Origin of the sequence: Cryobacterium sp. 10I5, assembly GCF_035019865.1 — a bacterium.
Lineage (GTDB): Bacteria > Actinomycetota > Actinomycetes > Actinomycetales > Microbacteriaceae > Cryobacterium > Cryobacterium breve_A.
Genome location: NZ_JASJVI010000025.1, coordinates 22,242 through 43,164 on the forward strand (window position 1 = coordinate 22,242; position 20,923 = coordinate 43,164).

Below are 20,923 nucleotides of genomic sequence, written 5' to 3' on the forward strand. Positions count from 1 at the left end.
TGGGGGAATGATCATCCTCGCTGCCACCCCGATCGGTAACCTCGGCGACGTCTCGCGCCGGCTGGTCGAGGCGCTCACGACCGCCACGGTCATCGCGGCGGAGGACACCCGCGTCACCGTGCACCTGCTCAAGGCCCTCGGGATCGAGAACCGTCCGCAGCTGATCAGCCTGCACGACCACAACGAACGGGTGAAGGCGGCCGAGCTCGTCGAGCTCGCCCGCGACACCGACCTGCTCGTGCTGAGCGACGCCGGCATGCCGACCGTTTCCGACCCCGGGTTCCACCTCGTCGACGCCGCCGTCGCCGCGGGCGTCACGGTCACCGTGCTGCCCGGCCCGTCCGCCGTGCTCACCGCCCTCGCCGTCTCCGGGCTCCCGACCGACCGGTTCACCTTCGAGGGCTTCCTGCCCCGCAAGCACGGTGACCGGATGTCTGCCCTGCTCGAGGTGGCCGACGAACGCCGCACCATGGTCTTCTTCGAATCGCCGAACCGGCTCGCCGCCTCGCTTGTCGACCTCGCGGAGGTGCTCGGCGCCGACCGCCGCGTCGTCGTCTGCCGTGAGCTCACCAAGTTCTTCGAGGAGGTCAAGCGCGGGACCGCCGCCGAACTGGCCGAGTGGGCCGCGGCGGGAGTCAAGGGCGAGATCGCGATCGTCGTCGCCGGGGCCGAGAAGCGCGTTCTCGACCTCGCGACCGGGGTCGCCGAGGTGCTCGCGCTGGTCGCGGCCGGCGCCCGGCTCAAGGAGGCCGCCGCCGACGTGTCCGCCGTCTCCGGCCTCGGCAAGCGTGACCTCTACGAGGCCGCCCTTGCGCAGAAGCCGGGTGGGCGTGCGCCGGCCGCGCCGCAGCATCCGCACCTGCCGTTCTGACTCGCCTCGTAACCAATTCGACGGAGATTTTAGGTTTTCGGCACCTGGGAACGCGTTTGAACCGGTTCAGAACCGAAAAACTCCGTCGAATTCGTTAGGCCGGTTTGCCGCCCGGGAGGCGGGATGTAACCCGGCCCGGGGTCTCCGCTGCTCCCAATAGACTGGGGGCATGTCCGCCGGAGCATCCTTTTACATCACCACGCCCATTTTCTATGTGAATGATGTGCCCCACATCGGTCACGCGTACACGGAAGTGGCCGCGGACCTCCTCGCGCGCTGGCACCGGCAGGCCGGCGAAGACGCCTGGCTGCTCACCGGAACCGACGAGCACGGCCAGAAGATCCTGCGCACCGCGACCGCGAACGGCGTCACCCCGAAGGAGTGGGCAGACCGCCTCGTCGAGACCGCGTGGAAGCCGCTGCTCAAGACCGTCGACATCAAGAACGACGACTTCATCCGCACGACCGACGAACGCCACGAGGTCAACGCGCAGAAATTCCTGCAGCACCTCTACGACGCCGGCCACATCTACACGGGCGAGTACGAGGGCTTCTACTGCGTCGGCTGCGAGGAGTACAAGCAGCCGAGCGACCTGATCGAGGGTACCGGCGAGTTCATCGGCCAGCAGGTCTGCGCCATCCACTCCCTCCCGGTCGAGCTGCTGCACGAGAAGAACTACTTCTTCCGGATGAGCACCTTCGCCGACCGCCTGCTCGCGCTCTACGAGGACGACCCCGACTTCGTGCAGCCGGCGGCCGCTCGCAACGAGGTCATCTCCTTCGTGAAGCAGGGGCTCTCCGACCTGTCGATCTCGCGCTCGAGCTTCGACTGGGGCATCAAAGTGCCGTGGGACGACAGCCACGTCGTCTACGTCTGGTTCGATGCGCTGCTCAACTACATCACCGCCGCCGGCTACGGCCAGGACGACGAGCGTTTCTCGAGGCTCTGGCCGGCCACGCACATCGTCGGCAAGGACATCCTCCGCTTCCACGCCGTGATCTGGCCCGCCATGCTGATGGCCGCCGGGCTGCCGGTGCCGCGCCGGGTCTTCGGCCACGGCTGGCTGCTCGTCGGCGGCGAGAAGATGAGCAAGTCCAAGCTCACCGGCATCGCCCCGAGCCAGATCACCGACACCTTCGGCTCCGACGCGTTCCGGTACTACTTCATGCGCGCCATCAGCTTCGGCCAGGACGGCTCGTTCTCCTGGGAGGACCTCTCCGCCCGGTACCAGTCCGAGCTCGCGAACGGCTTCGGCAACCTCGCGTCCCGCGTCATCGCCATGGTCGTGCGCTACTGCGACGGCGAAATCCCGGTCACGACCGCCTTCACCGACGCGGACGCGGCCATCAGGGCCACCGAGATCCGGGTGACGGATGCCGCGGGCGAGGCCATCTCCCGCCTCGCGATCCACGAGGCGATCGCATCCGTGTGGGAACTCGTCGACGAGCTCAACGGTTACATCACGACCCAGGAGCCGTGGGGACTTGCCAAGGACCCCGCAGACCGCGACCGGCTCGACGCCGTGCTGTTCACTGCCGTGCGCGGCCTCGGCACGCTCGCCGTGTTGCTGTCCCCGGTCGTTCCCGAGGCGTGCGCGAAGCTCTGGTCCGCCCTCGGCGGCGAAGGCCTCGTCACCGACCAGCGCATCGACCGCGCCTGGGAGTGGACAGGCGGCACCCACGTCTCCCCGCTCGAGGCGCTGTTCCCGCGCATCGAGGCGACGGTTGGCTAACGAACCCGTCCGCCAGCGCGAACAGACCGCCGGACGCGACCTGAGCTACCCGGCACCGCCGGAGCCGCTCCCCGTGCCGGTGTACGACAACCACACCCACCTCGAGATCAGCGACGGCGAGCATCCGCTCAGCCTCTCCGAACAGCTCGACCGGGCCGTGAGCGTGGGCGTGCAGGGCGTGATCCAGGTCGGCGGCGACAGGGAGACCTCCCGCTGGTCGGCCGAGGCCGCCGCGAGCGAACCGCGGATGCTCGCGGCCGTCGCGATCCACCCGAACGAAGCCCCCGACTACGAGCAGGCCGGCACGCTCGACGACGCCCTCGCGGAGATCAGTGAGCTCGCCGGGCGCCCCCGGGTCGTCGCGATCGGCGAAACCGGGCTCGACTTCTTCCGCACCGGGCCCGAGGGCCTCGCCGCGCAGTACCGCAGCTTCGAGGCGCACATCGAGATCGCCAAGCAGAACGGCCTCGCCCTGCAGATCCACGACCGCAACGCTCACGCCGAGGTCATCGCGACCCTGCTGCGGGTCGGCGCGCCCGAGCGGACGGTGTTCCACTGCTTCTCCGGCGACGCCGAGATGGCCGCCATCTGCGCCGAACACGGCTGGTACCTCTCCTTCGCCGGCAACGTCACCTTCAAGAACGCCGGCATGCTCCGGTCCGCGCTCGCTGCGGCTCCCCGTGAGCTGCTGCTCGTCGAGACGGATGCCCCCTTCCTCACCCCCGCGCCCTTCCGCGGCCGCCCCAACGCGCCGTACCTGCTGCCGCACACCCTGCGCGCGATGGCCAACCACCTCGAAACGGATGTCGCCATGCTGGCCACCCAGATCTCCACCACCACCGAACGCGTCTACGGGCGCTGGGACGCCGAACCCGTCGTGCCGGCGCCGGCCGCTCCAAGCGTCAGCCTCGGGGGACTCCAGTGAGCGACGCCGAGAACACTGCGGTGACCCCGGCCACGGATGCCGCCCTGCCCGCCGAGCCCGCGGCATCCGCCGCGGCCGGAGCGACCGTCGAGCCTGCCGGACCCGTGACAGCTGCCGAGCCCGCGGCATCCGCCGCGCCCACCCCGCGCTCGCTGCTCGGCCCGGCCGAGATCCGCGACCTCGCCGAGATGCTCGGGGTCAACCCGACCAAGAAGCTCGGCCAGAACTTCGTGATCGACGGCAACACCGTGCGGCGCATCGTCAAGGTCGCCGCGATCACCCCCGCCGACACCGTCGTCGAGGTCGGCCCCGGACTCGGCTCGCTCACCCTGGGTCTGCTCGAGACCGGCGCCCGGGTCGTCGCCGTCGAGATCGACGACCGGCTTGCCGAGCAGCTCCCGCTCACGGTCGAGCTGATGCACCCCGACGCGCCGCTCGTCGTGCTCCGCGCCGACGCGCTCAAGATCACCGACCTGCCGGGCGAACCGACCCGGCTCGTCGCCAACCTGCCCTACAACGTCTCCGTGCCTGTGCTTTTGCACATGCTCGAGCACTTCCCGTCGATCCGCGCCGGCGTCGTGATGGTGCAGGCCGAGGTCGGCGAACGGCTCGCCGCGCCCCCCGGCTCGAAGGTCTACGGCAGCCCGAGCGTCAAGGCCGCCTGGTACGGGGCCTTCCGCACCGCGGGCAAGGTCAGCCGCCAGGTGTTCTGGCCGGTGCCGAACGTCGACTCGATCCTGATCGCGTTCCAGCGCCGCGAGAGCCCGCTCGAGAGCGAAGAGCTGCGCCTCACGACGTTCGCCCTCGTCGACGGCGCCTTCCAGCAGCGCCGCAAGATGCTCCGCCAGTCGCTTTCGACGGTGCTCGGCGACTCGGCCTCGGCGACCGCGATCCTCGAAGCTGCCGGCATCGACCCGACCGAACGCGGCGAGCAGCTCACCGTCGACGCGTTCCTCGCCATCGCCAGGTCCTGGACCGCCGCCGACCCCGCCTGACTCCCTGCTTGAGTTGAGTTGCGGAAAAAACACCCTCCCGTCGGCAACGAGGGTGTTTTGTCCGCAACTCAACTCGGTCGCGAGAGGCCCAGGCGCAAGCGCACCGCGCACGAGGGGGCTGTGCGGCTGAGCTAGGTTAGAACCATGACCAACGCGGCCACATCTCAAGTTGTGCACGCGCGGGCGCCGGGCAAGATCAACGTCTTCCTGAAGGTCGGTGCCGTGCTCGAAGACGGCTACCACGAAGTCGCGACCGCCTACCAGGCCGTTTCGCTCAGCGAAGACGTGCGCGCCTATCCCGCCGACGACTTCTCCTGCGAATTCACCGGTTCGATCGACACCTCGGCGCTCGCGACAGACGGCAGCAACCTTGCAATCCGGGCCGCGCGCGCCCTCGCACGCAGGTCCGGCTACCGCGGCGGCGTGCACCTCAAGCTCGAGAAGAACGTGCCGATCGCCGGGGGAATGGGCGGCGGATCGGCCGATGCCGCCGCGACCCTGCTCGCGTGCGACGCACTCTGGGGCACCGAGGCGACCCGCGAGGAACTGCTCGCCATCGCGGCGACACTCGGCGCCGACGTTCCGTTCGCGTTCACCGGCGGCACCGCCATCGGCACCGGCCGCGGCGACCAGCTGAGCCCCGCGCTCGCCAAGGGCCAGTTCCACTGGGTGCTCGCCCTGGCCGACTTCGGCATGTCCACCCCCGGTGTGTACCAGGAACTCGACCGCCACCGCGAGCGCCATGCCCAGGACATCTTCCCGGCCCAGGCGCAGCCGACCGTCGACGCCAACGTGCTCCAGGCCCTGCGCGCGGGCGATGCACGGATGCTGGCCGAGTCGCTGCACAACGACCTGCAGGCCCCGGCGCTGCACCTCGCCCCCGGCCTCGGCAAGGTCATCGAACTCGGAGAAGAGAACGGCGCCCTCGCCGGCATCGTGTCCGGGTCCGGCCCCACGGTTGCATTCCTCGTGGCGGATGCCGACAGCGCGCTCGAGCTCCAGGTCGCGTTGAGCGCCTCCCGCCTGCACGTGGTGCGGGCGACGGGCCCGGTCCACGGCGCCCGTCTCGTCCACGACTGAGCCGCGGCATCCGTTTGCCCTCACCGATTCGACGGAGATTTTGTCCGGAAAGCTCTTAGATCGCGCTCTCACGCGTCAGAAACACAAAAACTCCGTCGAATTGGTCAGGGGCGAGAGGCGCGCCGGGCTCCCAGCCGCGCACGGTAAAGTTGTAAGCTATGGCACATTTGCTCGGGGCCGAGTCCCTGCACCTTGAATACCCCACCCGCGTCATCTTCGACTCCGTCACCGTCGGACTCAACGAGGGCGACCGCATCGGAGTCGTGGGGCGCAACGGTGACGGCAAGTCCACCCTGCTGAGCCTCCTCGCCGGACGCATCGAACCCGACGACGGCCGCGTCACCCGCCGCCGCGGCGTCACGATCGGCGTGCTCGACCAGTCCGACGCCCTCGCCTCCGGGCAGACCGTCGGTCACACCGTCGTCGGAACCATGGACGAGCACCTCTGGGCCGGGGACGCCAAGGTCCGCGACGTCATCGGCGGACTCGTGCGCGACATCCCCTGGGACGCCCTCGTCGACGACCTCTCCGGTGGCCAGCGCCGCCGGGTCGCCCTCGCCGCCGTGCTGATCGGCGACCACGACGTGATCTTCCTCGACGAGCCCACCAACCACCTCGACGTCGAGGGCATCACCTGGCTCGCCGGGCACCTCCGCAACCGCTGGGCGACCAACTCCGGCGGCCTCGTGGTCGTGACCCACGACCGGTGGTTCCTCGACGAGGTCTGCAACCAGACCTGGGAGGTGCACGACCGCCTGATCGAGCCCTTCGAGGGCGGCTACGCCGCGTACATCCTGCAGCGCGTCGAACGCGACCGGATGAGCGCCGCGACCGAGTCGAAGCGCCAGAACCTGATGAAGAAGGAGCTTGCCTGGCTCCGCCGCGGCGCCCCCGCCCGCACCGCCAAGCCCAAGTTCCGCATCGACGCGGCCAATGAACTGATCGAGAACGAGCCGCCGCCCCGTGACACCGTCACGATGCAGTCGATGGCGATGCAGCGCCTCGGCAAGGACGTCGTCGACCTCATCGACGTCTCGGTGGACTTCGAGGACAAGCACGTGCTGAAGGACATCACCTGGCGGATCGCCCCCGGTGAGCGCACCGGCATCATGGGCGTCAACGGCGCGGGCAAGTCCACGCTGCTGAACCTCGTCGCCGGCACCCTCCAGCCGACGAGCGGCCACGTCAAGCGCGGCAAGACCATCAAGGTCGCCGTGCTCACCCAGCAGCTCTTCGAGCTCGAGGGCATCCAGAACGACCGGGTCAGCGAGGTCATCGGCCGCCAGAAGACGAGCTACATCGCCGGAGGCAAGGAGATCACCCCCGGCCAGATGCTCGAGCGGATGGGCTTCATGAGCGCCCAGCTCGTCACCCAGGTCAAGGACCTCTCCGGTGGCCAGAAGCGGCGCCTCCAGCTGCTGCTGATCGTGCTCGACGAGCCCAACGTGCTCATCCTCGACGAGCCCACCAACGACCTGGACACCGACATGCTCGCCGCGATGGAGGACCTGCTCGACTCGTTCCCCGGCACCCTGCTCGTCGTCTCGCACGACCGGTACCTGATCGAACGCGTCACCGACAACCAGTACGCGGTCACCGAGGGCGGCTTCCGCCACCTGCCCGGCGGCGTCGACCAGTACCTCGAGATGCGCAAGCAGCAGATCAACGACTCCGACAAGCCCGCCGAGGCGAACGCCTCGAACACCTCCGGAGGCAAGCCGGCCAGGAACCTCGCCATCGGCGGCGCCGAGCTCCGCAACGCGCAGAAGGAGCTCGCCTCCATCGAACGCAAGGTCGCCAAGCAGAAGTCGCGGATCGTCGTGCTGAACCAGAGCATGGTCAGCCACGACCAGAACGACTACGCCGGCCTCGGCGAGCTCGGCACCGAACTGCAGGGCCTCGAATCCTCCATCTCGAGCTTCGAAACTCGCTGGCTCGAACTTTCGACGCTGATCGAGGGTTAAAACCGCGGATGCTGTGACCGCGTGTTACAAAGCGGCGTGCGCGGCGCAGCATCCTTTGTTAACCTGAAGGTGTGCCTCGCGACGCAGCGGCACAGACTCCCACCTCGTTATGCCGTGGCTTTGCTGTGCCCTTGATTGCCGAGGCCCGTCCACGAGACAGCACTCGTGGCTCTCACTCGCAGCACACCCAAGGGGATTCACCACGTGAAAAAGTCAACTCTGTCCAAGCGCTTGCTCGCGGCTCTCGCGACCGTCCCGCTCCTCGCCCTGCTCGCCGGGTGCGCAGGCGGCACGGCGGATGCCGGCGGCGACAAGACCGTCAAGATCGGTGTCGTCGGCGCGAGCGACCCGTACTGGGCCGTCTACACGAAGGCCGCCGCCGATGCGGGAATCAAGGTCGAGATCGTCGACTTCTCCGCATACGACCAGCCGAACCCCGCGCTGACCGCCGGTGAGATCGACCTCAACCAGTTCCAGCACCTCGTCTACCTCGCGCAGTACAACACGGCGAGCAGCGCGGACCTCACCCCGATCGGCTCGACGGCGATCTACCCGCTCGGCCTGTACTCGACGAAGTACAAGAAGGTCAGCGAGATCCAGAAGGGCGACACCATCGCGGTGCCGAACGACGCGAGCAACCTGGCCCGCGCGCTTCTCGTGCTCCAGTCGGCCAAGCTCATCACGCTGAAGGACGGCGGCTCGATCTTCTCGACCCTCGACGACATCGATACGTCGGCTTCGAAGGTCACCGTCACCGCGCTCGAGGCCTCGCTCACCGCGAACTCGCTGCCGGATGTCGCCGGCGCGATCATCAACAACGACTTCGTCGAGAAGGCCGGTCTGAAGTTCACCGACGCCCTCGCCAAGGACGACCCGGCCGACCCGACCGCCATTCCCTACGTCAACGTGTTCGTCGCCCGCGCTGCGGACAAGGACAACGCGACCTACCAGAAGCTCGTCCAGATCTACCAGGACACCAAGGCCGTTCAGGACGGCGTGCTGGCCGTGTCCGGCGGCTCCGGTGTTCTCGTGAAGACTCCGGTCGCCGACCTGGTCTCCTCGCTCGCCACGGTCGTCGCGGACACCAAGGCCAACAAGAAGTAGCACCGACAGTCACCTTTCCGGTCGAGAGCGACCCGCACACCGGGCGCTCTCGACCGGAACGGTGCGTTACGGGGGTGTGTGACATCCCCCGGTTTTCGAGAAGCGTGAGCCTGAGCGTGAGCGTCAGCGTCACAGTGAGGAAGTTCGTTTATGGCCATCGTCGAGTTGCGCGGTGTCAGCAAGGTCTACCCGCCTCACGAAAAGGGCGGCAGTGACGTCGTGGCGATCGACGACGTCAGCCTGGCCGTCGAGGCCGGCGACGTCTACGGGATCATCGGCTACTCGGGGGCCGGCAAGAGCACCCTCGTCCGGCTCGTGAACGCGCTCGAACGGTCCACCTCCGGCGAGATTCTGATCAACGGGCAGGACATCGCCGGCCTTCCCGAGCGCGAACTCCGCACGGTCCGCCTCGGCATCGGCATGATCTTCCAGCAGTTCAACCTCCTCGGGTCGCGCAGCGTCGCGGCCAACGTGTCCTATCCGCTCGAGGTCGCGCACCGGCCCAAGGCCGAACGCGTCAAGCGGGTCGCCGAGATGCTCGACTTCGTCGGCCTCGCCGACAAGGCCCGCGCCTACCCCGACCAGCTCTCCGGGGGCCAGAAGCAGCGCGTCGGCATCGCCCGTGCTCTCGCGAGCCAGCCCGCCATCCTCCTCGCCGACGAGGCCACGAGCGCTCTCGACCCCGAGACTACCCACGAGGTGCTCGACCTGCTCACCCGGGTCAACCGCGAATTCGGCGTGACGATCATCGTGATCACCCACGAGATGGACGTGATCCAGACCATCGCGAGCAAGGTCGCGGTGATGGACCAGGGCCGCGTGATCGAACGCGGTGACGTGTTCGACGTGTTCTCGAACCCGCAACAACCCGCATCCGCCCGGTTCGTGTCGACCGTCGTGAAGGGCATCCCGAACCCCGACGAGCTCGCCGTGCTGCGCGGCAGGCACCCCGGCCGCATCGTCACCCTCGCCTTCCGCGACAACGCGGTCGACCAGGCCCGCGTCTTCGGTGAATTCGCCCGCGCGGGCATCGGCTTCGAGGTCGTCTTCGGCGGCATCAACGAGGTGCAGGGCCGCTCCTTCGGGCACCTCACCCTCGCGCTGAGCGACGCGGCGGCGACGGATGCCCCCACGACCCCAGGCCCCGGCGGCACCGACCGCATCGACGCGGTCCTCGACCGGGTCAGAACACTCACGACCGTCACGGAGGTGCGCTGATGGAATCCCTCATCGAACTGCTGCCCCAGCTCTGGAAGGCCGCGGGCGAGACCCTCTACATTGTCGGCCTCACCCTGTTCTTCGGCGGCCTCGGTGGCCTGATCGTCGGTCTGGGCCTGTACCTGACCCGCGGCGGCAGCCTGCTCGCCAACAAGCCGGTCTTCGTGGTGCTGAACCTGCTGGTCAACTTCGTGCGCCCCATCCCGTTCATCATCTTCCTCGCCGCAGCCCAGCCGCTCGCCCGCCTCGTGGTGGGAACCGGCATCGGCAACAACGCGATCATCTTCACGATCTCGCTCGCGGCATCCTTCGCGATGGGCCGCATCGTCGAGCAGAACCTGCTCACGGTCACGCCCGGCGTGATCGAGGCCGCGCGCAGTGTGGGCGCCGGTACGGCCAGGATCATCTTCACGGTGCTGCTGCCCGAGGCGCTCGGCCCGCTGATCCTCGGCTACACGTTCATCTTCGTCGCCCTCGTCGACATGTCAGCGGTCGCCGGCTACGTCGGCGGCGGCGGCCTCGGAAACTTCGCCCTTCTCTACGGGTACCGTCAGTTCAACCCGATCGTGACGTGGGCCGCCGTGCTGCTGATCATCGTGCTCGTGCAGCTGGTGCAGTACCTCGGGAACACGTTGGCGCGAAAGGCCCTCCGCCGTTAGTTCCTTTCACAACTGTTGCCGATCCGGACAGCTTCCGTTCATCCCCCGGTAAGGTGACGAGCCCGGGCCGGACACCTGGGGCCAGCACAGTAATGCCGGGGCTGGCCCACCCGAGCCGGTACACAGTCTTGACTGCACCCATCGCTGTTTGTTCCAGGCCGTTGGAGTCGCTGTGTCGCCCCGCCCAAGTGTGGTCTTCTCGGCCTTCCGTTCCAATGCCGACCCGCGCCTGCAGGGCTGGGTCGCCTTCCGGGAGAGCGTTCAGGCGGGTGGCCGCACCGCCGCCGCCCGCACGGGAGAACTCGCCCGCACCGGCGGAATACTGCGCAGCGGAGAAATCCCGCGGACCGGCGAACTCGCACATCCCGCAGAGGTTGCGCGGATCGGTGCGACCGACCGTGTTGTCGATGTCCGGGATCGCTCCCGCGGCCTCGCGACCGTCGCTATGGCCGACTCCGGCCACTCCGGCCACTCCGGCATCTGGCGGCTGCTCGCCTCCAACAGCCGCGAACTCGGCCGCAGCTCGTCGGTCTACGGCTCGTTCACCGGCGCGCGAGCGCACGTGCTCGAACTCAAGGACCAGTGCGACGCGATGGTCGCGACCGTCGTCACCGGCCCGTCGGCCGGCACCCACGGCTGGGTGGTCACCATCGGCGAACGCATCGTGATGACCGCAGGGCGCTGGTACGGCGCCGCCTCCGCGAGCCGCGAAGCCGCCGCCGGCACCATCGAGGCCTTCCGGGTCGCGGTCGTGGCCGAAGACGCCCGCCACGCGACCGAGGCCGGCCGCAGGGGCAGCCGGGTGCTCAGCGAGGAAGAACGAGCGCAGGCGTGGTGAGTGGCGCGAGGCTGCGCGGCTGGTTCGGCGCCGCGGCGACCGCAGGGCTGCTCGGTTGGGTCGTCTTCGGCTGGCTCGTGCCCGGCTTCACGGCCCCGGAGGGCATCCGGGCGAGCGTCGTTGTCGTCGCCGCCGAGGCCGTCGCCGCCGTTCCCGCTGCAGCGGATGCAGCCGCGACCGTCACCGTGACACCCCCGACCCCGGCTCCGGCCGCCGCCGAGTCCGCCGCTGCCGGCTCGTCCCTCGCCTCGACCGGGGAAACCGCGCTGCTCACCGGCAACGCTGCGCTCGTGGACGCGGACTGGGCGGGACGCGTGGCCGCGGCCACCGGCATCCCGGTGCGGGCCATGCTCGGCTACGCCGGCGCCTCGCTCGCCCTCGCCGCAGAACAGCCCGGCTGCCGTCTGGGCTGGAGCACCCTTGCCGGCCTCGGCAACATCGAGTCAGGGCACGGCACCCACGCGGGCTCCGCGCTCGGCACCGACGGCACGGCACGCCCCGGCATCTTCGGCCCGGCCCTCGACGGCTCCGACTTCGCCGCCATCACCGACACCGACGGCGGCGCCTGGGACGGCAGCGCGGCGTGGGACCGCGCGGTCGGCCCGCTGCAGTTCATCCCCGCGACCTGGCAGCGCTGGGGCGCCGACGGCAACCGGGACGGCGTCAACGACCCGCAGCAGATCGACGACGCCGCCCTCGCAGCGGGACGCTACCTGTGCAACTACGGCGACCTGGCGCTGCCCGACCGCTGGCGCGCGGCCGTCTTCGCCTACAACCACGTCGACTCCTATGTCACCGCCGTCGCCGGGTACGCGAACACCTACGCCGCCCGGGCGAAGTAGCCCTGGCGTGACAGACGCGATCGATCGCGCCGAGCCGACGGATGCCTCCGGTGCGCAGGCGGGCCGGCGCACGGCTCGTGCCGGCGCGGGCCTGATCTCGGGCCGCTACCGGCTCGGCGAACTGCTCGGGACGGGCGGGTCGGCATCCGTCTTCGCCGCCGTGGACACGCAGGCGGGCGAGGGTGCCGCCACGGAGATCGCCCTCAAGATCCTGCACCCGCACCTGTCCCGCTCCGACCGGGCCAGGGAGGCATTCTTCGCGGAGGCCAGGGCAGCGGCCGCGCTGCGGCACCCGAACATCGTCGCGGTGCTCGGCGTCGGCGTGCACAACACCGGCCACGGCTCCGGGACAACCGCCGGGACAGATTCCCGCTCCGGCCCCGGCGCGAACGCCGAGGAACCCCAGGCGTGGATCGCCCTCGACCGTGCGCCCGGGATCAGCCTCGCCGAGTACGTCGAGCACCGCGGGGCGCTCCCCGTCGCGCAGGCGCTCACCGTCGCCTCCGCGGTGCTGCGCGCCCTCGCGGCCGCGCACGCCATCGGCCTGGTCCACCGCGACGTCTCCCCGGCCAACATCATGGTCAACCCGGACATGGCCGGCCACGTCGGCAGCGACGGCGTACGCCTGCTCGACTTCGGCCTCGCGGATGCCGCCGGTCGCCCCGCCCTCGGCACCGACGTTCTCCGCAGCACCCTCGATGCGACCACGCAGGAGATCCCGGCCGTGCAGAGCGTGCTCGGGAGCGTGAACTACATGTCGCCGGAGCAGGCGCGGGGCGACGCCGTCGACGAACGCGGCGACGTGTACCAGCTCGGCGGGGTGCTCTACTTCGCGCTGACCGCTCGGGCCCCGTTCCTCCGGGATTCGGTCGCCGCGGTGCTGCGCGCCCACGTGCAGTCGCCGCCTCCGGTTCCGTCCGTTCAACAGTCCGGCATTCCGCGGAGTGTCGACCGGCTCGTCGTCAAGGCGCTCCTCAAGGACCCGGATGCCCGGTTCCCCTCCGCCGCGGCGATGGGCGTGGCCGTCGACTCTGCCCTGGACCGCATCGGGGCCGGGGGAGCGCCGGGTCGCAGCGCGGCTCCGCTCGAGGGGGCCCCGGCCGGCGGGGTACTCGCCGCGCCCTCCGACGACACCACCGGCCTCTTCCGGCCCGGCGACCTCGCCGAGCTCGCGGAGCGCACCAGGGTGCTCGGTGCGGTCCCCGTGCCGGTACCCGGCCCGGCCCCGGCCCCGGCCACGATCGTGCACGCGACGGGAAACGCTCGCGCGGGCACGGCATCCGCCGCCGTCATCGCCGTTCCGGACAACCCGGCCTGGGTGCGCAACGGCCGCAGCCGCCGGCGCGGCGGCGGGCTCTGGGCCGTCTCGATGATCCTCGTGATCGGGGGAGCCTTCGCCTGGATCCTCGCTGCCGGCGGCGCGGCCCCGACCTCCGTTGCCGTCACGAGCAGCACGCCCGCGCCCGCGAGCGCCACCCCCGAGCCGATGATCACCGCCCACGCCACGGCGGCGCCGAAGACCATCCGGGTGCCGGAGGTCTCGGTGATGACCCTCGACGGGGCGCGGGCGGCGCTCGCGGCCCTCGGACTCCGCCTCGGCGCCCTCACCCTCCAGGACTCGGTGCGCCCCCTCGACACGGTGCTCGGCGTCAGCCCCGCGGCCGGCAGCTTCCTGGACCCCGGAGACACGGTCGACCTCACTGTGGCGTCCGGCTCGAACACGGTGCCGAACACCGTCGGACTGAGCAAGGCGGAGGCGATCGCCGCCCTCGAAAACGCGGGATTCGTCGTGCTCACCGACTCGAAGCCCGACTCTGCCGCACCGCCGGGAACCGTGATCGCGGTCGCCCCCTCCGGCCAGAACGCCCTGCGCCTCGGCACCTCGATCACCCTCACTGTGTCCACGGCGCCCGAGCCTTCGGCCACTCCCACGGCCACGTCGACGCCGCAGCCGACTCCGACACCGACCCCCTCGCCGACGCAGACGCCCGCGGGCTGACGGCGCCAGAATCGACCGCCACAACTCTCCACGCGGCGTCCATATCTCGGTTGAGAAATCGACGCCAATCGTTCACTAACCGCCCCGAACATATGTTTCGGACGCGTTACCCCCACCCGTGCGTTCACCCCCTCCCGAGTCTTCCCAAGGACAGCTATGCCGATTTCGAGCCTCGTCTCGCCGCCCCTGGGCGACTCGCCCCTGGGCGATGCCTTCGGGGCAGACCCGGCCGTCTTCGACCCGTCGAGCCCCGACTCCCGGCCGCGGCGCTCCCTGGTCTCCCGCCCGTCGATCTCCGATTCGGTGTTCCGCTCTGTCGCGTTCAGCGCGGGCACGATCACCGTGCTGATCATGCTCGCGGTCGGCGTCTTCCTCTCGCTGCGGGCCGGCGACGCCCTCGGGGTCGCGGGCGTCAACTTCCTCTTCGAGCAGGACTGGTCGCCGGAGACGAAGAAGTTCGGCATCGCGTCCGTTCTCTTCGGCACGATCACGATCGCCGTCATCGCGATGTGCGTCGCGGTGCCCCTCGCCCTCGGCACGGCGCTCCTCATCTCCGAGGTCGCCCAGGGCCGGCTGAAGGCCACCCTCGTCACCCTCGTCGACCTGATGGCCGCCGTTCCCAGCGTGGTGTTCGGCCTCTGGGGCGTGTTCTTCCTCCAGGCGAACGTCATCCCGGTCGCCACCTGGATCTCCACCTACTTCGGCTGGATCCCGTTCTTCAGCGTGACGGATGCGACCGGCCAGGCCCTCACCGAGGCGAGCGCCTTCACCTCCTCGGCCTTCATCGCCGGAATCGTGGTCGGCCTCATGGTCGTGCCCACCCAGACATCGGTCATGCGCGAGGCCTTCTCCCAGGCGCCGATCGGTGAACGCGAGGCGGCCTTCGCCCTCGGGTCGACCCGGTGGGGAATGATCACGTCCGTGGTGCTGCCGTTCGGCCGCGGCGGCATCATCGGCGGCACCATGCTCGGCCTCGGCCGCGCCCTCGGCGAAACCATCGCCGTCTACATGATCATCTCCCCGATCTTCACGATCAACTGGGAGGTGCTCAAGACCGGCACGAACTCGGTGTCCGCGCTTATCGCGCTCCGCTACGGAGAGTCCAGCTCGTTCGGCCTCTCTGCGCTGATGGCCGCAGGCCTCGTGCTGTTCCTGATCACCCTCGTGATCAACTTCACGGCCTCGTCGATCGTGGCGCGGTCCCGCTCCGGGGCGGAAAGCGACTGATGACCACCACTCACCGCACCCAGGCGACGGATCCCGCGGCATCCGCGGGCCCCTCGACCCTCGTGATGACCGAGACCGCCGTCGAACTCGAAGCCGACCTCGAACTCCAGGCCGCTTTCGTCCGGCACACCACGAACATCCCGTCCTCGGAGGGCATCGAGATCGGCCCGCGCCGGCGGATGCGCGCCGCGAGGGTCGACGACCAGTTCAACGTGTTCGGCGCGCTGGCCGCCGGCGTGGCCGTCGCCGTGCTGCTGTTCGGCTGGTTCGGACCCCTCTCCGGCTATGTCGGCTTCGTGATCGTGGCGTTCATCGCCTTCATCGGCTTTTATGCCCTGCTCGTCAGCCTGAAGAGCGACTGGCAGGAGGTCAAGGACCGGGTCATGTCCGTGGTGCTCTCGAGCGCCGGCGTGCTGCTCTTCGGCGCTCTCGTCTTCGTCGTCGCGTACACCCTCGTGCGCGGCCAGGAGGCCCTGCCTCACCTCAACTTCTTCACCGACAGCATGGAACTCGCCGGCCCGCTCGACGGCCTCGAGCTCGGCGGCATCTTCCACGCCATCCTCGGCACCCTGATGCAGATCACGATGGCGCTCATCGTCACTGTCCCGCTCGGCATCCTCACGGCCCTGTTCCTCAACGAGGTCGGCGGCAGGTTCGCCCGCTTCGTGCGCACCATCTCGGACGCGATGACCGCGCTGCCCTCGATCGTCGCCGGCCTCTTCGTCTACTCGGCGATCATCGTGCTGATCACCCACCAGAGAAGCGGGTTCGCCGCGTCGATGGCGATCACGGTGATGATGCTCCCGATCGTGATCCGCGCTTCCGACATCGTGCTCCGCCTCGTCGCGGGCAACCTGCGCGAAGCCGCGTACGCCCTCGGCTCGACGCGCTGGCGCACGGTCTGGCACGTCGTGCTCCCGACCGCCCGGCCCGGGCTCGCGACCGCCGTCATCCTCGGCACCGCCCGCGGCATCGGCGAGACGAGCCCGGTGCTGCTCACGTCCGGCGTCACCGCCGTCGTCAACCTCAACCCCTTCGAGGGTCCGATGATCTCGCTCCCGCTCCAGGTGTTCGACTTCGTCAAGTCGCCGGAGCCGAACATGATCGCCCGTGGTTTCGGGGCGGCGGCCGTGTTGATCCTGCTCGTGCTCACTCTCTTCGCCATCGCCCGTCTCATCGGCGGAAAGGGCCCGGGCGACCTGTCCCGGGCCCAGCAGCAGCGGGTCGTCGCGGCATCCGCCCGTGATCTCAAGCGGATCACCGTGGCCGCCGACCGGCGCGAACACCTCGCGGCCACCACCGCGGATGCCTGGCCCCCGCCCTCTGCGCCTCCGACCGACCCGAGCAGCCCAGCACCGACGATCGACCTCAGCACAAAGGAGCCGTCCTCGTGACGCCGCAGCCCCGATGGATCCGTTCGATCCGCGCCCTCTTCGCCCTCGCCGTCGTGGCGATCCTCGGCCTTTCCGGCACCCTCTCTGCCCAGGCAGTCTCGTACGACCCGATCACGGGTACCGGATCGACCTGGTCCCAGAACGCCCTCGACCAGTGGCGCAAGAACGTCGCCTCCAACTACGGAATGACCGTCAACTACTCCGGTGTGGGCTCCTCCGCCGGCCGCCGTGACTTCGTCGCCGGCAACGTCGACTTCGCCGTCAGCGAGATCCCGTTCCAGACGGCGCCCGAGGACGGCTCGGCGCCCGAGGTGCCCAGCCGCGGCTATGCCTACATGCCGATCGTTGCCGGTGGCACCTCGTTCATGTACAACCTCAAGATCAATGGCTCGCGCGTGTCGAACCTCCGGCTGAGCGGCGAGGTCATCACCAAGATCTTCACGGGCGTCATCACGAAGTGGAACGACCCGGCGATCCAGACGGACAACCCCGGCCTCAAGATGCCGGACAAGGGCATCGTGCCCGTCGTGCGCTCCGACGGGTCAGGCTCGACCGCCCAGTTCAGCCTCTGGATGTCCAAACAGTACAACTCCCTGTGGGGCCAGTTCTGCGTCAAGGTCGGAAAGCCGGCCTCCTGCGGGCTCACCTCGCAGTACCCGACCTACGGCAACGCGAAGGCCCAGAGCGGCTCGGCAGGCGTGGCCGGGTACGTGAGCCAGGACTACGGCGAAGGCGCCATCACCTACGTCGAGTACTCCTATGCGCTCAAGGCCGGGTTCCCGGTCGCGAAGGTCCTGAACAACGCCGGCTACTACGTTGAGCCGACCGCGAACTCTGTCGCCGTCGCCCTGCTGCAGGCAAAGATCAAGACGGATGTCCCGGTCACGAGCCCCGACTACCTCACCCAGATCCTGGACGGCGTCTACAACAACACCGATCCGCGCACCTACCCGCTCTCGAGCTACTCGTACATGATCGTGCCGACCGAGGTCGGCGGCGTGTTCACGGCGAAGAAGGGCCTCACTCTCGGCGCCTTCGCGAACTACATGCTCTGCGAGGGGCAGCAGCAGGCCGCGGCCCTGGGCTACTCGCCGCTCCCGATGAACCTTGTACTCGCCGGGTTCGACCAGATCAAGCGGGTTCCGGGAGCGGATGTCTCGGGCGTCGACATCAACAACTGCAACAACCCCACGTTCAAGGCCGGGGACTCACCGTCGAGCAACCAGCTCGCGACGTCCGCGCTGCAGCCCGCCGCGTGTGACAAGGTCGGCACGAGCCAGTGTGTCACCGGCACCGCCGGTGCGACCGACGACACGGCGACGACCGGCACCGGTACGGGCGGGTCGGCCGCCACGGCCGACACAGCCGCTGCAACCGCGGCCGCCGCAGGAGCGGGAGCCGGAGCAGCGGCGACGACGGCAAACGCCGCGGCGGCGGGCACGGGTGGTGCCGCGGCTGCCGTGTACGACGAGAACGGTGCACTCGTCTCCGGCGGCACCGGTGGCACGGCCTCGACCGGAGTGGCCGGGTCCGCGGTGGCGTCGCCGTTCACGCTCGCCGACAACGGCTGGGGAGCGCAGCAGTCGATCATGCTGTTCGCCGGAGTGCTGCTCATAGGCTCGGCCGTGCTGCCGCCGGTGCTCTGGCGCCGACTCAAGCCACGCGCTCCGAAGGCGGGCAACAAGTGAAGCGCCTGATCTTCGCGACGGACTCCGTCTGGACCCGCGCCGGTGCGAGCGGCATCGTGGTCGGCATCGTCGTGGGCGTCGGAGTCTCGATGCTCGCCTCCATCACCCCGCCCGCCGCATCCGCGGACACCTCAAGCGCCGTCACAGTGGCTGCCAAGGGGTACGACCTCGACATCCACACCGCACCGTTCCCGGACCTGAAGGTCACCGTTTCCCAGACGAAGGACCTGGTTTCGCAGGGAATCGTTGTCAACTGGACCGGCTCGGGCGCGAAGTCGGTCCGGCCTGACACGAGCTCGGGCGGCCAGAACTTCCTGCAGATCGCGCAGTGCTGGGGCGAGGACCCGCTGAACCCCGGGCACCCCGACCGCACCACCTGCCAGTATGGCGGTTTCCCCGGCAAGGCCGCGTCTACCAGGGACACCTCGGTTTCGGACGAGTTCATCAACGCGAAAGACGTCGAATACACGTCGCCCTCCAACGGTTTCACGATCCCGGCCGTCACGGCGATCCCTTACCGCGCCTCGACCGGCGGCACCATCTCCTCGGTCTTCAAGAACGGCGCCGGCGTCCTCACCCACTACGTCCTCGATCCGCTGACGGGTCTCGTGCAGACCGCGACCGGCACTCCCTCGGCGACAGGCGTGACCCTGCCCTCCCCGATTGTGGGCGTCGACCTCGCGACGAACGAGTTCTACACGCAGTACACGACAAACGAGGTGCCGTGGGTGGGGTCGAGCGATACTGGCGCCGGCTCCGTCAAATTCGAGGTGCAGACCGCGATGCAGTCTCCCGGCCTCGGGTGCGGCATGCCGGTCACGGCCACGGACGGCACGGTCACGGGCAAGTCGTGCTGGCTCGTGGTCATCCCGCGCGGCACGAACGACGTCGGCGAGTCCTACATCACCAAGTCCGGCCTGTTCTGGGACGCCTGGCAGCACAGCGTGGCCGTCAAGCTCGACTTCAAGCCAATCGGCCTGCGCTGCTCCATCGGCTCGGCCGAGAAACAACTCTCCGGAAGCGAACTCGCCTCGGCGGCCGTCGCGTCCTGGCAACCCAACCTCTGCACCGGCTCGACCGGATCCTCCTTCGTGCTCAGCACAGGTAACGAGGAAGACTCTCTCCTCTCCGCAAGCCAGAAGACCCCGAGTCCTCTCGCCCTGACATCGCGTGCCCTGCAGACGACGAAGGCGGATCCGGTGCAGTACGCGCCGATCGCACTCTCCGGACTCGCCGTGTCCTTCTCGATCGACCGGCGGGTGAAACCCGTCGGCACCGTGCCTCAGGAATACAAGGACAAGAACACCGAGTCCTTCACCTCGATGAACCTCACCCCGCGCCTGATCGCGAAGCTACTGACGAACTCATATCTGGACTCCCTGCCGACGGGGGCCCCCGCTACGTCCAAATCTCTCGCGTTCTTCGTCGATAACCCCGAGAAGGTAAACCACAACGCGAGGAACCTGAGCGTTGACCCTGACTTCCTCGCCGTGAACGACGCGGAATGGCAGTACCAGGACCTGACCGGCCCGTCCCTCGGCGACATGCTCCTGCCCTCAGGGCGCTCCGACGAGGCCCTCCAGCTGTGGCGCTACGTGCTCTCAGATCCGGATGCCGTGGCTTTCCTCAACGGCGAAGCCGACAAGTGGGGCATGAAGGTCAACCCCTGGTACGCCACCAAGGACGCCGTCAACTCTTCCGGAACAAAAATGACCGTGCCCCGCACCAACTTCCCCAAGGCTGACCCGATCGCACGGGTGGCCAAGGCCGACGGTCAGACCGAAGTCAACCTCGTCACCTGGCGTCCCTATACCAGCGACTTCGAGACTGGCGCCTACCTGACCCTGCGCGGTGACGGCCAGGAGCTCGGTGACTGGAGCCCGAACACAGTGCCCCCGAAATGGGGCAAGAGTGTGCGTAACCTTGTCGGCACCCAACGCGTCCTGGGCCTGACGACGACAGCGTCAGCAGCCCGCTACCAGACCGTCACCGCCTCGCTGCGAAATTCGGCCGGTGCCTTTGTCGCCGCTAACTCCGCTTCCTTGCTCGCTGCGGCAGCGGCAATGACCCCGACCACCGCGAACAAGGCCGTGCTCGAGTACGACCCGACGAGCTCGAGCGCCAAGGCCGCGGCATCGGCCTACCCGATGACCATGCCGGTTTACGCGGCGCTGAACCCGCTGCAAACTGATTCCACTGCCCGTGGCATTTACGCCAACATGATCCGCTACGCTGTCGCTGCCGGTCAGGTTCCCGGCGCCGCAATCGGCCAGCTTCCCGAGGGCTACGCGTCGATTCCGGCCAGCTGGGTCGCCCAGGCCCTTGCCGCCGCGACGGCGATCGAAAAGGGCATCAGCCCCATCGTCACGGCAAACCCGACCCCCACC

Annotated in this window: 16 protein-coding genes; all 16 read left to right on the plus strand. The window is 69.0% G+C overall.

From position 1 onward, the window contains the following. Window positions 1-7: 7 nt before the first annotated feature. Window positions 8-871 carry a 16S rRNA (cytidine(1402)-2'-O)-methyltransferase gene (gene rsmI / locus QN350_RS08800; RefSeq protein WP_322139178.1) on the plus strand — a complete coding sequence of 288 codons (864 nt, stop codon included), beginning with the start codon at window positions 8-10 and terminating at the stop codon, window positions 869-871. A gap of 169 nt (window positions 872-1,040) precedes the next feature. Then, complete coding sequence (gene metG / locus QN350_RS08805) at window positions 1,041-2,603, plus strand: methionine--tRNA ligase (RefSeq protein WP_281534220.1); 1,563 nt, start codon at window positions 1,041-1,043, stop codon at window positions 2,601-2,603. After that, window positions 2,596-3,528, plus strand: a complete 933-nt coding sequence (locus tag QN350_RS08810; RefSeq protein ID WP_322139179.1) for a TatD family hydrolase — start codon at window positions 2,596-2,598, stop codon at window positions 3,526-3,528. The genes metG and QN350_RS08810 overlap by 8 nt, the downstream gene beginning before the upstream one ends. A 188-nt stretch (window positions 3,529-3,716) precedes the next feature. Continuing rightward, a complete protein-coding gene (gene rsmA / locus QN350_RS08815; protein WP_322140394.1) occupies window positions 3,717-4,523 on the plus strand; it encodes a 16S rRNA (adenine(1518)-N(6)/adenine(1519)-N(6))-dimethyltransferase RsmA in 807 nt (268 codons plus the stop codon). 144 nt (window positions 4,524-4,667) lie between these two features. Beyond that, the gene (locus tag QN350_RS08820) at window positions 4,668-5,603 is read left to right on the plus strand and encodes a 4-(cytidine 5'-diphospho)-2-C-methyl-D-erythritol kinase (protein ID WP_322139180.1); all 936 of its coding nucleotides are present in this window, start codon (window positions 4,668-4,670) and stop codon (window positions 5,601-5,603) included. 158 nt (window positions 5,604-5,761) lie between these two features. Continuing rightward, entirely contained in the window at window positions 5,762-7,567 is a 1,806-nt protein-coding gene (locus QN350_RS08825) for an ABC-F family ATP-binding cassette domain-containing protein (RefSeq protein WP_281534222.1), read from the plus strand. Between the two features lie 219 nt (window positions 7,568-7,786). Then, window positions 7,787-8,671 (plus strand): MetQ/NlpA family ABC transporter substrate-binding protein, encoded by an 885-nt coding sequence (locus tag QN350_RS08830; RefSeq protein ID WP_416347725.1) that lies wholly within the window; start codon window positions 7,787-7,789, stop codon window positions 8,669-8,671. Between the two features lie 150 nt (window positions 8,672-8,821). After that, the gene (locus QN350_RS08835; RefSeq protein ID WP_322139182.1) at window positions 8,822-9,889 is read left to right on the plus strand and encodes a methionine ABC transporter ATP-binding protein; all 1,068 of its coding nucleotides are present in this window, start codon (window positions 8,822-8,824) and stop codon (window positions 9,887-9,889) included. Continuing rightward, window positions 9,889-10,548 (plus strand): methionine ABC transporter permease, encoded by a 660-nt coding sequence (locus QN350_RS08840; protein WP_281534225.1) that lies wholly within the window; start codon window positions 9,889-9,891, stop codon window positions 10,546-10,548. Before QN350_RS08835 ends, QN350_RS08840 begins: the two co-directional genes overlap by 1 nt. A 172-nt stretch (window positions 10,549-10,720) precedes the next feature. Then, on the plus strand, window positions 10,721-11,386 hold the full coding sequence (locus tag QN350_RS08845; RefSeq protein WP_322139183.1) for a hypothetical protein: 666 nt from the start codon (window positions 10,721-10,723) through the stop codon (window positions 11,384-11,386). Beyond that, window positions 11,383-12,228, plus strand: a complete 846-nt coding sequence (locus tag QN350_RS08850) for a murein transglycosylase (RefSeq protein WP_323516159.1) — start codon at window positions 11,383-11,385, stop codon at window positions 12,226-12,228. The genes QN350_RS08845 and QN350_RS08850 overlap by 4 nt, the downstream gene beginning before the upstream one ends. Window positions 12,229-12,235: 7 nt before the next feature. Continuing rightward, on the plus strand, window positions 12,236-14,227 hold the full coding sequence (locus QN350_RS08855) for a protein kinase domain-containing protein (protein ID WP_322139185.1): 1,992 nt from the start codon (window positions 12,236-12,238) through the stop codon (window positions 14,225-14,227). A gap of 156 nt (window positions 14,228-14,383) precedes the next feature. After that, entirely contained in the window at window positions 14,384-15,454 is a 1,071-nt protein-coding gene (pstC, locus tag QN350_RS08860) for a phosphate ABC transporter permease subunit PstC (protein WP_322139186.1), read from the plus strand. Beyond that, window positions 15,454-16,848, plus strand: coding sequence for a phosphate ABC transporter permease PstA (pstA, locus tag QN350_RS08865; protein WP_322139187.1), 1,395 nt, complete (start codon window positions 15,454-15,456; stop codon window positions 16,846-16,848). Before pstC ends, pstA begins: the two co-directional genes overlap by 1 nt. Next, window positions 16,845-18,536: a phosphate ABC transporter substrate-binding protein PstS gene (gene pstS / locus QN350_RS08870; protein WP_322139188.1), complete on the plus strand. Its 1,692-nt coding sequence runs from the start codon at window positions 16,845-16,847 to the stop codon at window positions 18,534-18,536. Before pstA ends, pstS begins: the two co-directional genes overlap by 4 nt. After that, on the plus strand, window positions 18,533-20,923 hold a 2,391-nt coding region (locus tag QN350_RS08875), incomplete at its 3' end, for a hypothetical protein (RefSeq protein ID WP_323516161.1). The genes pstS and QN350_RS08875, both read left to right, overlap by 4 nt.

Bases quoted from the DNA above. Each gene is read 5' to 3' on its own strand.
- QN350_RS08825 (WP_281534222.1), top strand. From the start codon at position 5,762: ATGGCACATTTGCTCGGGGCCGAGTCCCTGCACCTTGAATACCCCACC.
- QN350_RS08840 (WP_281534225.1), top strand. From the start codon at position 9,889: ATGGAATCCCTCATCGAACTGCTGCCCCAGCTCTGGAAGGCCGCGGGC.
- pstA (WP_322139187.1), top strand. From the start codon at position 15,454: ATGACCACCACTCACCGCACCCAGGCGACGGATCCCGCGGCATCCGCG.
- pstC (WP_322139186.1), top strand. From the start codon at position 14,384: ATGCCGATTTCGAGCCTCGTCTCGCCGCCCCTGGGCGACTCGCCCCTG.
- QN350_RS08835 (WP_322139182.1), top strand. From the start codon at position 8,822: ATGGCCATCGTCGAGTTGCGCGGTGTCAGCAAGGTCTACCCGCCTCAC.
- rsmI (WP_322139178.1), top strand. From the start codon at position 8: ATGATCATCCTCGCTGCCACCCCGATCGGTAACCTCGGCGACGTCTCG.
- metG (WP_281534220.1), top strand. From the start codon at position 1,041: ATGTCCGCCGGAGCATCCTTTTACATCACCACGCCCATTTTCTATGTG.
- rsmA (WP_322140394.1), top strand. From the start codon at position 3,717: ATGCTCGGGGTCAACCCGACCAAGAAGCTCGGCCAGAACTTCGTGATC.
- QN350_RS08820 (WP_322139180.1), top strand. From the start codon at position 4,668: ATGACCAACGCGGCCACATCTCAAGTTGTGCACGCGCGGGCGCCGGGC.